We start from the raw sequence: 13,618 nt of genomic DNA, 5'->3' as shown, positions 1-13,618 counted from the left end.
GTCTTCTGAAAAGATGTGAGCCATCCTATTACCGCCTGATTACCTCTTTCATTGGGGTAAGTTGGTCCCCCAGAATTTTTACGTTCCGTGTTGCCGCAATTATTCCCTCAGTCTTAGCGCCGATATGGGTCGAATCTTTCGTCCAACCCCTCCTTATCACAGCAAATCACGATGTTTTGCTCACATTTTGTCTCAATCGCCGGAATTATATTTCGCCTTCCAGAAATTTTTTCACCCACTTTGTTTTTCTTAGATTCAATACATAACCCAAAATATAAGTTGGAGGAGTTTTAATGAGATTAACAAAGATAAATAATCTTTACCAGCTTTCCTTTATGCCAAATCTTTTTCCTGTTAATTGTTATCTTATCGAAGAAGATGAGTACTTAATCGTAATTGATACAGGACTTCCTTTTTGTAAAAAAGCAATTTTAAAGACAGCAAAGGGTATAGGAAAGCCGATTAAGAAAATAGTGTTAACACATGCACACACTGATCATGTAGGGGCTCTTGATGGACTTACTCAGGAGCTTCAAGATGTTGAAGTATTAATTCCCAGACGAGAGCTGAAAATTCTAAAAGGAGATGCATCGTTAGAGGAAGGTGAAGGGAATATGCCTATAAAAGGCGGTATTCCTAAAAATATAAAGACAAATCCGGATACTCTATTAGAGGATGGTGATCGGATTGGATCGTTAGTTGCCATTCATACCCCGGGTCATACTCCAGGAATGATGTCGTATTTAGATATTAGGGATCATAGTTTAATAGTCGGAGATGCCCTTCAAACAAAGGGTGGAATAGCTTTAGCTGGTGATACGCGATGGAGTTTTCCTTTCCCGGCATTGGCAACCTGGAATAAAGAAAAAGCAATCGAGTCCGTTGAAAATTTGTTGGATTATAAACCATCTTTACTGGCAGTCGGGCATGGAAATTTAATAAGGAATCCAGTAAAAGACATGAAACGGGCAATTGAAAGAGCAAAAGGTCATTAACAGGGACTAGATGATGGAGTCAGCAAAGTTAAGCAAATACCTAGGGGAATGCAAAGAATAAAAATTGAGATAAGAGTCGTAGATTCAAATGTAAAATTTATAAAACTATTTAACTAATACTGGATTATTAATATAAGGAAGGACCTGCTCAAAAGTTATGAAAAATGACCTTTGAAGAGGTCCTTTTTCGTGTAGATACAAATTGTTTATCCTATACCTCCTGTTAGCGGGTTAATTAGCAAAGAGGGGGACTTTGTTACTAATTTATATGGTTTTGCCCACCTAAATAGGGAACTTTATTTGTAAAGAATGGATTAAACAAGAAATTATTTGAATTTTTTGATAAAATGTTTTTTAAGTATTTTAATACATGGTATCTTATCGACAGTCAGAGGAAATCCAAGTATGTTTACCTGAATAAATGGGAGAAATGCTGTTTATGTAGGGTTTACCTGGTTCCTTTTTCTCTGGGGATTTGCAAATGATAGGAGCAACTGTGTTCAATAAATCCTCTGACAGGCGGAGTGATATGCTGAAAAACGTTATGGCAGAATAAGGGAATCGTTAAGGGAGTGATGCATGATGAGCTATGAGGAACAAATTTTGGGGTGGTATCATCATTTTCATGAACATCCCGAAATCAGCGGAAAGGAATTCGAAACAACCAATACAATTGCCGAGATATTGGATAGTTTTGGGGTTCGTTACAAACGTTTTTCTGATTGTACCGGATTAATTGCTGAATTGGGAGAAGGTGGTGGTGCGGTGGCGCTGAGAGCGGATATTGATGCGCTATGGCAGGAAGTTGGAGGTATCATGCAAGCGAATCATTCATGTGGGCATGATGCCCATATCGCCATGGCACTCGGTGCGATTCTCTATTTGAGGGAACAGCCGCTGAATCGTAAATATCGTTTTATTTTTCAGCCGGCCGAGGAGAAGGGGAATGGCTCGTTATGGATGATTAAGCGGGGTGCAATGGATGGCGTGTCGGTATTGTTTGGTATGCATGTGCGTCCAGAAGAAGAACTAGCATATGGTCAGTTTACTCCTTCTATCCACCACGGAGCCTGTATCTTCCTCGAAGGGAAAATCAGAGGTACTGATGCCCATGGAGCAAGGCCGCATCAGGGAAAGAGTGCGATTGATGTGATGGTTGCTATCCATGGTTATCTGGCAACTTTATATGCTGATCCTGCAGAGAACTATTCTATTAAGCTGACCAAAATGATAGCTGGCGGGCAAAACACTAATATTATCCCAGGCAATGGCTTATTTGCGATTGATGTCCGTGCGCAGTGTAATCCTGTTTTAGATGTAATGATCGATTCTATCGAGACTGGTTTAGATCGGATTGCGGAGCTCTTTGGTGTACAAATTGAATATGAATGGAAGGATTATACTCCAGGAGCCACTGTTTCAAAGGAGCCAGAAAGGTCTGCAAGGGAATCAATCATAAAAATTGCCGGAGAAGAAGCTTTAGAAAAACCAATCATTACGTCTGGAAGCGATGATTTTCATTTTTATAGCCGGAAGCATCCAGAGGTACAAACAACTATGATCGGAATCGGTGCCCAGGTTAGCCCGGGATTGCACCATCCCAAAATGCAGATACAAACAGACATCTTAGATCTCGGGGCAAGGGTACTTGCGGAAGCGATGCAGCTTGTCCATATAAAAGAATAAATAACGTTTCATTACGGATTAAATTCAAACAGGGGGAGAACAGATGGAGAGAAAAATATCTTTTGGGCTGGCAATTATACCGTTAGTAGTGCTGATAGCAGTTATGGCTATTACAATTATTGTTTTTGAAGAGGGACCACATATCCCGTTGATTGTTGGTACAATCACGGCCGCACTTGTGGCATGGATGGCCGGCTACAAATGGGACGAGCTTGAAGAGGCCATGTACAATGGAATTCGTTTAGCATTACCAGCTGTAATCATCATTATGTTAATCGGTCTGGTAATTGGATCATGGATTGGCAGTGGTGTGGTCGCTACCATGATTTATTATGGATTGAAGATCATCAGTCCTTCTCTTTTCTTGGTGTCAATTATGCTCATTTGCTGTATTGTTTCCATTGCTATCGGTAGTTCCTGGTCAACTATGGGAACGATTGGCGTAGCTGGGATGGGGATTGGTTTAAGTATTGGGATACCGGCCCCGATGATTGCGGGAGCGATTATATCAGGTGCTTATTTTGGAGATAAAATGTCACCATTATCGGATACAACCAATTTAGCAGCCGGATTGACCGGCACGGATTTATTTGTACATATCCGCCACATGTTTTACACAACCATTCCAGGTCTAATCATTTCGTTAGGTGTATTTTGGTTCTTGGGGCGTGACTTCGGTAAAGGCAGTGTGAGTACAACTGATATTGAACAAACACTAGCTGTCTTGCAGGATGAGTTCCTTATTTCACCTTTCTTATTATTGATTCCACTTATCGTCATTATTTTGGTGGCTAAAAAAGTTCCAGCCATACCTGGGTTGGTGATTGGGGTTCTTTTGGGCTTCCTTACTCAGGTATTCGTACAGGGGGATACATTTGCTAATGCTATCTCAGCCATGCAAGCAGGGTATGTGATTGAAACCGGTAATTCCATGGTGGATGATCTCTTCAATGGCGGCGGTTTGGACAATATGATGTACACGGTATCCATGGCCATCGTGGCAATGACATTCGGAGGCATGCTCGAGCATACGGGAATGCTGAACGCAATCGTTTCACAAATTCTTAAATTAGCAAAAACGGCAAAAAGTCTCATTATTTCTACGATATTATCTTGTTTTGCTACAAACGCAACCTGCTCCGAACAGTATATTTCCATTGTTATTCCAGCACGTATGTTTTCAAAAGCGTATCGTGATAAAGGACTATCTTCCAGAAATCTATCCAGGGCGCTTGAGGATGGAGGGACGCTAACGTCTGTTTTCATCCCATGGAATACATGTGGCGTCTTTATCTTCGGTACTCTTGGTGTAAGTGTATTTGAATATGCCCCATACGCGATTTTGAACTTTTCCGTGCCGATTATTGCGATTCTTTATGCGATAACAGGGTTTTCAATTGAAAAAATGAGTGATCAAGAAAGAGCAAAGATAGAAAAAGAACTTAAACAGCAAAAAGAGGATACAATTACAGTATAAGGGGACTTTCATATGATTAAAGCTATTTCACTATATGCCATCCGCCTGCCTCTTCGTGAACCATTCGTTGTCAGCTATCAAACATATCAAGATATGCCTTCCATCATTGTGAAAATGGAAAGTGATGACGGTTTTATTGGTTTTGGGGAAGCGGTTGCAGATGAACATGTAACAGGAGAGACATGGGAGAGTACCTATAGCCTTCTCAAGCATACATTAGCACCGCTTCTAATTGGTCAGGATCCAGGAGAATTCGAACGTATACATGAGCGAATGAATAAAACGGTATACGGAGCCCCTGCAGCAAAGGCGGCTATTGATATTGCCTGTCATGACCTAGTGGCCAAGAAACTGGGGGTACCGGTTTATCAGCTGATTGGAGGACGTTATCATGATCGTTTTCCAATCACCCATGTACTAAGTATTCAGGAACCAGCTGCCATGGCAGAAGAAGCGGTGCGGAAGGTGTCTGAGGGATATCTTTCCTTTAAGATGAAAGTTGGCAAACAGGTAGAGCAGGATATGGAACGAATTCGAGCTGTTCGCAGGGCAGTGGGGAATGAAATCGCCATTCGTGTCGATGTTAATCAAGGTTGGAGGAATAGCTCCAATACATTGAGGGCTCTCCCGTCTCTTGAAGAACTGCAAATAGACTGGCTCGAGCAACCAGTGCTGGCTGATGATCTTGAGGGCATGGCTGATTTGAAAAAGAAAGCACGCCTGCCATTAATGGTTGATGAAGGTCTTAAAGGTATAAAGGATATGAGAGAGGTTATCCACAAGAAAGCGGCTGATAAAATCAATATTAAGCTTATGAAATGTGGGGGCATCCATCCAGCTGTGAAGCTTGCCAATCAAGCGGAAATGGCTGGAATCGAGTGTCAAATCGGGTCGATGGTCGAATCGTCCATTGGCTCGGTCGCTGGATTTCATGTTGCTTTCTCCAAGAAAATCATCACATCCGTTGAGTTGACAGGACCTTTAAAATTCGCAAAAGATGTTGGGAATTTACACTATGATGTCCCGTTCATTGAATTAAATGAAAAAAGCGGTCTCGGAATTGATGTGAATGAAGATATACTTACAGAATTGACCGTTCACAGAGATGTTGTTCAATGAAAGGAGAGACTTTAGATGATCGATAAAGGCATGTTTCCCGACGGACAAGCTTATGTTGTTCGCCGTTTAACAGAGACCGATATTCCAACTGTGTTACGTTTACAGGATAAAGTGGTACAGGATCTGGATGATAAAACGAGCCTTCAGCCTCTTTCAGAAGAGGAGTTCCGTTACATAACGAGTGGTAATGGTCTATTAATCGGCGTATTTGTTAAGGAAGAATTGATTTCATTCCGCGCTTTAGTTGTGCCAGATACGATGGAGGACCATTTGGGAATCGATGCAGGCCTGCCAGAGAGCGAGTTGGATTTTGTTATTTATCAAGACATTAGCAATGTGGATCCGGACTGGCGTGGATTGAGCCTGCAACGCCGTATGGCAAAATGGATCATGGATGAACTGGCACGTAGCAAACATCCCTATAAATATGTATGTTCAACAGTTGCTCCGTTTAACATCCCAAGCCTAAAGGACAAGTTTGCTCAAGGAATGGAAATCGTTGCATTGAAGCCTAAATATGGAGGGAATTTACGTTATATCTTCTTTAAGGAGCTCGAAAGTTCGAATAACCGAGAAGGAGAACCGGTATTATGCCAAATGGCTGATACGAAGGGACAGCAGAAGCTACTCACAGAGGGCTATCGTGGTCAAAAGCTAGTAGTAATTGATCAAGTATACTATGTGGAATTCCGGAAGTGAAATCTAAGTAATAGGGCTCTGTCTCTGATTTTTTATTTGTATAAGAAACAACACGTATTTTGGTATGAAACTTCATTATATGAATGAAGTTTCATAACCTGCCAGCTCCACCACCATGGTGCTTAGGGAACTATACTCTTTGATAGGTCAGTATCTAATCACTGAGGTTCTATTGTTCCATTTATTTTATTAATGGTGCTCAGGTTTATTTTAGCGCTAAACGGGGCGCTTTGAGTTTTGTTTTTTTGACTTCTAAGAAGGTCCGTAACCTCTTAAAAGAGTAAAGAACAGCGGGAAGATGGGGATACGATGGATTTCAGGATTCTTGTGCTTTTATACTAAAAAATATATAAAGGCTTACAAAATTCAAGGAAATAAGTAATTGTTAAAAGCTAATTGAGGTATTCAATATAAAGTAATGTTACAACCAACCATACCAAAATAATAAGCTATTGTTCTGAATAAGCCCTTGTTCAAAAAGATAGCTTTAAGATGAATGGCAATGTCCAACTCTGCTTATAATTTGTGTGATTTTTCTAAATTACCTATAATTAGTTTGCGAGAACAACTAAGAATAGGGGACTGAGTATGCGTACAATTAAAATTTATGATCGTAATGATTTAATTGAAATTTCTTTTGATGATATTAAAAAGTATCATGGCTATGCAGCTTATATGGCGTTAGGGGTTGGGTTCCGTGTAGTGGAAGCAGCCTTTCAGGAGTTGTTTGGAGATGAAATTCCGAATCGGAATGATCTTTCCGTTCAGTCGGGGCATGGGGGACCTGGATTCCGTGACGTATTTGAGTTTATTACTCGCTGTAAAACGAGAGGGGTCTACACAGTGGATGTGAACTATCCAGTAGCTCAATACGATCCATACCGTGCGACCAGCTATGCCTATATTTTCACAAGACAAAATGGGGAATCTGTAGAAGTTTCGTTAAAAGAAGACTTTTTACCGCCTATTTTCTATGACTATTTGAAAAAAGGTCGGGAGGATTCATTTACGGCGGAAGAATATGAAGCCAATGAAGCGTTAAAAAAAGAATTAGGCAACCGTGCTTACGAAATGCCGATTGAAGAATTATTAAACGTAAAACGATTAAAATAGGTACGTTCACATAGGAATGTTTTACTTTATCCCGGATATCATCTAGGTTTATTTTGACCGAGCGGGTTCGCCTCTTTGAGAGAGTTTCTAAAGAGGGAATAGTAGATTTAGAGGAAACAATAACAAAGTGAAAGGATACATGGGTTCATGTATCCTTTTCTAGTCATTATAAATCTATCCAACTGTAACTGATTTTTTATATTGTAAATGCCGTCCTTTGGTGAACTTCGGTAAATGTTGTTTATGTGCCTCTAGTAATTCGGATGTCATATCCCAAATCTCTTCTAATGACAGGACGGAGGAGGCATGAGGGTCTAACATAACTGCTTGATAGACATAATCAATGTCACCTGTCAGAACGGCTTCTACAATCAGCTGCTGTACATTAATATTTGTCATATTCATAGCCGTAAGCTGCGGAGGCAGATCTCCGATGTGGGTTGGCTGAATACCGCGTTTATTGACCAGGCAAGGGACCTCAACACAGGCATTGGTTGGCAGATTCGTTATTAAATTAGTATTTAACACATTTCCCCATATTTCACGGTTAACACCCGTTTCCATGGAGTGTATAATCGGAGCCCCATATTCGTGACTTTCCTCTGTATTAAAAGGAATATTATTTTCGATTTTCTCTTTCGTTTCTTCAAAATACTTTAAATTAGCTTCGCTTCGTCGGATATATTCATCAATCGGAATAGAGAAGTCCTCAATAAGTGAATCTCTTTTTATGAAATAAGGTGTGTACTCGGAGAGATGTTCACTTGATTCTGTGATGAAGTAGTTCAGCCTATTCATCATTTCAAAGCGTACTTTATCCTTTTTATAAATGGCTGGATTTTTCATTGCCTCGAACAAAGCAGGGTACAAATCCTTTCCTTTATGCTTTAATTCCAGAAACCATGCCATATGATTAATTCCTGCAACCTTATATTCCAGTTCTTCTACTGGAAGATTCAGATATCCAGCTAATTCTCCCGCGGTGTTTTGTACGCTATGACAGAGACCTACTGTTTTAATGGATGTCGCTTTTTCAATGGCAAGGATAAGCGCAGCCATTGGATTAGTATAGTTTAGTAATAGGGCATCCGGACAAACTTCCTCCATATCCCTGCAAATATCTAAAACAACCGGAATGGTCCGCAGTGCTCTAAATACTCCGCCTACTCCAAGTGTATCTGCGATGGTTTGTTTTAGGCCGTATTTTTTAGGGATTTCAAAATCAATTAAGGTGGATTCATGCATACCGACCTGTATGAGATTGATTACATAGCTGGCATCCTTTAATGCATCCCGTCGGTTTTGATGAGCTTCTACTGTTGCGATGTTTCCATTTTGCTCTATTAAAGAAAGGGCCATTTTTTCTGCAGTTAGCAACCGATCTTCATTTATGTCCATTAAGGAGAAGGTTGTCCCTATTAATTCTGGATAACTAAGAATATCTGAAATAAGTCTTTTGGCAAAAACAACACTACCTGCACCGATTATTGTTACTTTCATTTTAAAAATCCCTCCAATTTTAATTGATTAGCCCTTGATTGAACCAGCTGCAAGACCTTTGATGAACATATATTAACACTCCGAGAAAGCGTTTACGATATTATTTTAATCTTTAGAATGTTTATTTAATAATTTTTGTTGTTTATGGAAAGTTGTTTTCGTAAGGTTTTTACTATTGCTAAAAAAAAGAGACAGCTTTTTTGCTGTCTCCTTTGGTTAACTAATGCCCCATTAGTCTAAGTACATGTATTCACAAGTGTGATTTTCCTAAGTAATAGTAGTAGTTTTATTTAAGATACTCAACTAGGTAAGGGTAGACATCATTACATGGGAGCTTGCTGATTTACTGGATATTATCTATGCATTGAGTAAATGCCATGGAGCTGATTTTGAAAAGGTAGAGGACTTTCGTGTGAAAAAATCAGCTAAACGTGGTGGTTTCGAAGAGTAAATCTTCTTACTTGAGGTAGAAGATTGAGTAAAGTATTAACACTGTATAATAAATAGGCATCATGAATTGGAAAGTGTGTTTTATGGTTTTTGGGGTATTTATATATAAGATATATAAATAATATTTACTACAATAAGAAATACTTTGAAGAAATACCTTACTTACATTTTTATAATAAAAGAGGACAGTCATAGCAATAATTGACTGAATTTTTAATTTGTTGTAGAGAAATCATCACTAATGCTCTAATTCAACAAATAGTATATGCGTAATTAAAAAACAACATAGATCAGTGAGGGTGGTTAACAATTGGAACGGGAAAAACTACAATATCTTCTACTTAATGATTCGTATATCGACATAGCTATTAAACGTTATCTTATTTTCAGGAATAATGAAGAATATGATGAGAAATATAAATTCGATATTTTACAAGAATTGAAAGAAAGTATTGAGAATATGGATTTTAGCGAAGGGCAAATGGATGATTATATAACCCTGATAAAAACAAAGAATCCTACTAAAGGAACTTTTGCGCATTGGAGTGCAGTCGATAATTTGAGTGGATTTTATGAAGAAGCTCCGTCACTTTGTGCTGGTGAAATTCAAAAATTATATTCTGGCACAAGTGGTGTTGGTGAGCGTGTAGATCGATTTCATCTTACGGGTAAGGAGTATGAGAAAAATATGGGGGCCCCCCTCCTTGCCTATATGCTTGCTGCATATGATTATGAAAAATACCCGATATACAAGGAAGAAATCTTACAAAAAGTGAAAAAAACCTTTCAGATAGAAGAAAAATTGGGTTCTCCGGGGAAGAACTATCAACTTTTTTATGATATATGTTCCATAATTCTTGAGTATGCTATTGATCAGGGATTGGAATGGACTATGTTAGATGTTCAGGATTTACTGTACTGTGTGAATAAATATCCGTCTCTTATAACAGAAGTGGCAGTGGAATATATTCAGGGATATGCAAAGCAATTATATGATTTTTCACAGAATGATGAGGAATTCCTTACATTTATAAAAAGTAAATTGCCGATAAAGCAATTAGAAGAGCGGTACTCTTACTATAATAATAAGGATAAGGTCAATAAGATTCGCTATCTTTTATTGGAGCAAATCTTACAAGACGGTAATCCAGATATTGAGGAACTAGAAAGGTTGAAAATAGAAATCAATAATGAATATGAAACGAACATTATCCATTCGTGGAATAATTTTCGCATTTTGTTTCAAATCTATTTTCCTTCTATTAAATCTAGAATTAATGACCAGTTGAGAAAGATACACACTTGTATTAGGGAAATTGAAGAATTTCAGGGTATGAGTTTTAGTGATGAAACCCTAAATGATTTTAGTTGGAATCAGAATTTTGGTACGACTGAATGTTGGCTTGCTGTATATCCTGACAATAAATTAAACCATAAGGATGCGGCACAGTTATTTTTGTCAATAAAGGAATCAACCATAAGCTATGGACTGGTTTATGGATCAAATCATGAAAGTGTAGGAATAAGAGTTCTTGATTCTGTTGAAGATGCTGAAAATTTCACCTTCCAAAAAATGAAAGATAAATTCTTAGATGTTATGGATGCATTTTTAAAGGGGAATGCCCATCAGAATAAGGAAGACACTCAGTACTTCTGGCTAACAGCAAATCCTTCCATTTGGTCTGTAAATGAGATAAAAGATGGCGAAGAGATCTATTATGCCACAATTAACGAAAACGGTAATAAGCGCAGAATATATGACGCGTTTATGAAAGCACAACCTGGTGATAAAGTTCTGTTTTACGAATCCACCCCAATTAAAAGTGTAGTAGCAGAAGGAAAAGTTACTCAAGGCTTGCATGTAGAAATTGAAGATGAAGAGGAAGTACAGGCAGTTAGTTTCCGTTACGAAAAGGATATCAAGCCCATACCATGGGAACAAATCGTAAATAAGGAATCCCTAAAAGATAGTTCGCCAGTGGCAAATAGAGCACAGGGAAGCTTGTTTGAGATGACTAAAGAGGAGTTTGAAGATATTCTTTTGATGGAAAATAAAGCAGAAGCAACTCTACTTACAGTGGATATCCCGGTTATAGATTTTAATAAAACAATCTCTATTGATGGGTTGTATTTCGAGGAATTAGAGTTGTTGAAAAAGCAAATCCATACGGCTCTTGCTTCGGGTAAAAATATTTTGTTAACTGGCCCTCCTGGAACGGGTAAATCCAAGCTTGCGAAGGAAATATGCAGAAGTTTTGCTGCTGACTATACGATGGTAACTGCTACATCTGACTGGTCTACTTATGAAACCATCGGGGGATATAAACCCAATAGTGATGGCACGCTTACTTTCCAACCAGGACTTTTCTTGAATAGTTTTAAAGAACCGGTTATTAATAAACCGTTAAATAAATGGGTGATAGTCGATGAAATGAATCGTGCTGATATTGATAAAGCATTTGGTGCGTTATTCTCTGCATTAACAGGAGATCCGGTTACGCTAAATTTTCAAACAGATGAAGGAAAACAGATTGTTGTACGCCCACAGAAAGAAGTGGAAAATGTTATACCTAGTGACCAAGAATATATTATCCCGAACGATTGGCGCTTAATAGGTACATTAAATACGTATGATAAAGCTTCACTCTATGAAATGAGCTATGCTTTTATGAGGCGTTTTGCATTCATCCCGGTTCCAGTTCCAAAACAAATCAACCAAGAGTTAGTTGAATATTACTTACCACTCTGGGATATCCATGACTATAAACATGCACATATATTGGCTGATCTATGGAAGGAAATTAATCAATATCGTCAAATAGGACCAGCTATCATTGAAGATATCGCCAAATTTACGGTGAATGATGCTGATTTTACTTCTGCCATAATCTTATATGTACTGCCGCAACTGGAAGGCTTATTTGAAAATGAAATTAAATCGTTTATTGATAGAATGGAACTCATCCCTGAAATAGACATGATTCGAATGAAAGATTTCGCGTACGATTTCTTTCATATTAAGGAATAGCCATGAAAGTAGAAAAACAAAAACTGATTGAAGAAATAAGTGATTTTTTAATCATTTATTTAAAATCTGGAAAAGTGGGACTGAATTCCTTTATTCAAAAAACAGACCTTAATATTGCTAATTTAGAACAGTTGCTTAAAGTACATTTTTTGTTGAAAGATGAAGTGAAGTCTTTTGTAAGAAATTTACCAACCACTATACGTCGGTTTAAAACATCTACTAATGTAGAAAACGAAGTATACATTGGGCAAATTCGAGGACAAATCAACTGGGGGAAGACCTTTCAGGAAAGGGCAAAAGAGAGTACCAAGCTTATCTATTCATGCAATGAGAGATCTCGCTTTTATAATATTAAGGAAAACCTTGTATTAAAAGAGCTGTTAAAATCTCTATATGTATTGCTATTTAAAACTTTTAAGATGGATAAGCTTGAAAAATATGAATGGTTTTATGAGTGGGCAGAATTAAAATTAATAGTTGAGCAAATATACGGAAAGAATATTTACTTATCTAAGGTAAATTTATCTGGAGCAGTCACGGACAGAATGATACTTGAGACGACAAAACATCGTAATCCGTTATATCGGGATGCAGCTAATCTATTATTGTTATACCGACGAATTCTTTCAAACGATATGAATAAGGACGAATTAATTCATTTATTCCAACAAACATTTATATTACCGGATAAAGAAGAAGTTCTATATGAATTGTACTGGGTAATTCAAATTATTAAACAGAACAGCCAACAAGCTCAACTTCAACTGATTGATGGAAGGCAAAACCTTGTTGCAAGCTGGCAGGATAGTGAATATACCTATCAAATCTATCATGATTCAGAAGGATCAATAAATATAAAGTTTCAAATTCCAACGGCAGAGATTGCTGCAGTAGAGCATCCATTTCTGGTAAGAAAGATTAAATCAATGAAAAAAGCTTCTTCAATTGCTGCCTTAGCATTTGAAAGAAAAATAGACACCACTCTTTTTTGGAGCGGACGTCCAGATGTATTAATCGAAGTATATAGCCAGGCAACAGGAGAACTGGCTAAGTTGATTATTGGTGAAGTCAAACACACAAGAAGTGTAGAATATGCAATGGTGGGATTGAAGGAATTGCTAGATTATATGGCATTCGCAAAACATAATAATGACTATCTTGATGGCCAACCTGTTGAAGTTCAAGGAATGCTGTTGACTGATTTAATAGAAGTAAAGCAAAATGTTATGGATGAGGTTAAGATTATTCAAACGGGTAATGTATCTGGATTGATATTATAGAGATTGAGACTGTGTAAACTTCATAATTTGCACAGTCTTTTATTGTAATAAAAGGATGAAACTATAACTTGTGAATGCCTAAAATAATATTTGTCACGTAGGTAAAAAGTAGCGCGAATTCTAATGATATTCCGTTTAACACCCTTGGTTTAATATAAGCTTGAAACCAAATAACGAATATAAAAAAGTTGGACACCTCCGGTATGGTGAACGTATCAAAAAGGAGGTGCTTTTTCATGCGTATGCTTTTTACAAGAAGACTAGTATACTT

Annotated in this window: 9 protein-coding genes; 8 read left to right on the top strand and 1 reads right to left on the bottom strand. The window is 37.9% G+C overall.

The window, feature by feature from the left end; genetic code table 11:
* The first annotated feature begins 293 nt into the window (after nucleotides 1-293).
* The 6 genes from A8L44_RS08875 to A8L44_RS08850 all read left to right on the top strand — a co-directional run bounded on the left by A8L44_RS08875 (nucleotide 294) and on the right by A8L44_RS08850 (nucleotide 7,089).
* On the top strand, nucleotides 294-995 hold the full coding sequence (locus A8L44_RS08875; RefSeq protein WP_066104453.1) for an MBL fold metallo-hydrolase: 702 nt from the start codon (nucleotides 294-296) through the stop codon (nucleotides 993-995).
* Nucleotides 996-1,577: 582 nt separating this feature from the next.
* On the top strand, nucleotides 1,578-2,681 hold the full coding sequence (locus A8L44_RS08870) for an amidohydrolase (RefSeq protein WP_066104449.1): 1,104 nt from the start codon (nucleotides 1,578-1,580) through the stop codon (nucleotides 2,679-2,681).
* Between the two features lie 43 nt (nucleotides 2,682-2,724).
* On the top strand, nucleotides 2,725-4,158 hold the full coding sequence (gene nhaC / locus A8L44_RS08865) for a Na+/H+ antiporter NhaC (RefSeq protein WP_066104447.1): 1,434 nt from the start codon (nucleotides 2,725-2,727) through the stop codon (nucleotides 4,156-4,158).
* Nucleotides 4,159-4,170: 12 nt separating this feature from the next.
* Nucleotides 4,171-5,277, top strand: a complete 1,107-nt coding sequence (locus A8L44_RS08860) for a mandelate racemase/muconate lactonizing enzyme family protein (protein ID WP_066104444.1) — start codon at nucleotides 4,171-4,173, stop codon at nucleotides 5,275-5,277.
* A gap of 15 nt (nucleotides 5,278-5,292) precedes the next feature.
* Complete coding sequence (locus tag A8L44_RS08855; RefSeq protein WP_066104441.1) at nucleotides 5,293-5,976, top strand: benzoate transporter; 684 nt, start codon at nucleotides 5,293-5,295, stop codon at nucleotides 5,974-5,976.
* A gap of 588 nt (nucleotides 5,977-6,564) precedes the next feature.
* Entirely contained in the window at nucleotides 6,565-7,089 is a 525-nt protein-coding gene (locus tag A8L44_RS08850; protein WP_066104439.1) for an FmdE family protein, read from the top strand.
* 174 nt (nucleotides 7,090-7,263) lie between these two features.
* Here the strand turns inward: A8L44_RS08850 and A8L44_RS08845 are convergent, their stop codons facing one another.
* Nucleotides 7,264-8,589 carry an alpha-glucosidase/alpha-galactosidase gene (locus A8L44_RS08845; RefSeq protein WP_066104433.1) on the bottom strand — a complete coding sequence of 442 codons (1,326 nt, stop codon included), beginning with the start codon at nucleotides 8,587-8,589 and terminating at the stop codon, nucleotides 7,264-7,266.
* Nucleotides 8,590-9,349: 760 nt separating this feature from the next.
* On the opposite strand from A8L44_RS08845, the gene A8L44_RS18935 reads away from it, so the two are divergent.
* Both A8L44_RS18935 and A8L44_RS08835 read left to right on the top strand, forming a co-directional pair.
* Nucleotides 9,350-12,067 (top strand): AAA family ATPase, encoded by a 2,718-nt coding sequence (locus tag A8L44_RS18935; protein WP_066104429.1) that lies wholly within the window; start codon nucleotides 9,350-9,352, stop codon nucleotides 12,065-12,067.
* A 2-nt stretch (nucleotides 12,068-12,069) separates the two neighbouring features.
* Nucleotides 12,070-13,347: a hypothetical protein gene (locus tag A8L44_RS08835; RefSeq protein ID WP_066104426.1), complete on the top strand. Its 1,278-nt coding sequence runs from the start codon at nucleotides 12,070-12,072 to the stop codon at nucleotides 13,345-13,347.
* Nucleotides 13,348-13,618 lie beyond the last annotated feature (271 nt).

Origin of the sequence: Bacillus sp. FJAT-27986, assembly GCF_001685035.1 — a bacterium.
Taxonomy (GTDB): Bacteria; Bacillota; Bacilli; order Bacillales; family Pradoshiaceae; genus Pradoshia.
The sequence above is the reverse complement of the archived record's forward strand: the minus strand, read 5'-3'. Positions and strand labels throughout refer to the sequence as shown.

Excerpts from the sequence above, each read along its gene's own strand:
- A8L44_RS08875 (WP_066104453.1), top strand. The coding sequence starts at position 294 with ATGAGATTAACAAAGATAAATAATCTTTACCAGCTTTCCTTTATGCCA.
- A8L44_RS08870 (WP_066104449.1), top strand. The coding sequence starts at position 1,578 with ATGAGCTATGAGGAACAAATTTTGGGGTGGTATCATCATTTTCATGAA.
- nhaC (WP_066104447.1), top strand. The coding sequence starts at position 2,725 with ATGGAGAGAAAAATATCTTTTGGGCTGGCAATTATACCGTTAGTAGTG.
- A8L44_RS08860 (WP_066104444.1), top strand. The coding sequence starts at position 4,171 with ATGATTAAAGCTATTTCACTATATGCCATCCGCCTGCCTCTTCGTGAA.
- A8L44_RS08855 (WP_066104441.1), top strand. The coding sequence starts at position 5,293 with ATGATCGATAAAGGCATGTTTCCCGACGGACAAGCTTATGTTGTTCGC.
- A8L44_RS08850 (WP_066104439.1), top strand. The coding sequence starts at position 6,565 with ATGCGTACAATTAAAATTTATGATCGTAATGATTTAATTGAAATTTCT.
- A8L44_RS08845 (WP_066104433.1), bottom strand. The coding sequence starts at position 8,589 with ATGAAAGTAACAATAATCGGTGCAGGTAGTGTTGTTTTTGCCAAAAGA.
- A8L44_RS08835 (WP_066104426.1), top strand. The coding sequence starts at position 12,070 with ATGAAAGTAGAAAAACAAAAACTGATTGAAGAAATAAGTGATTTTTTA.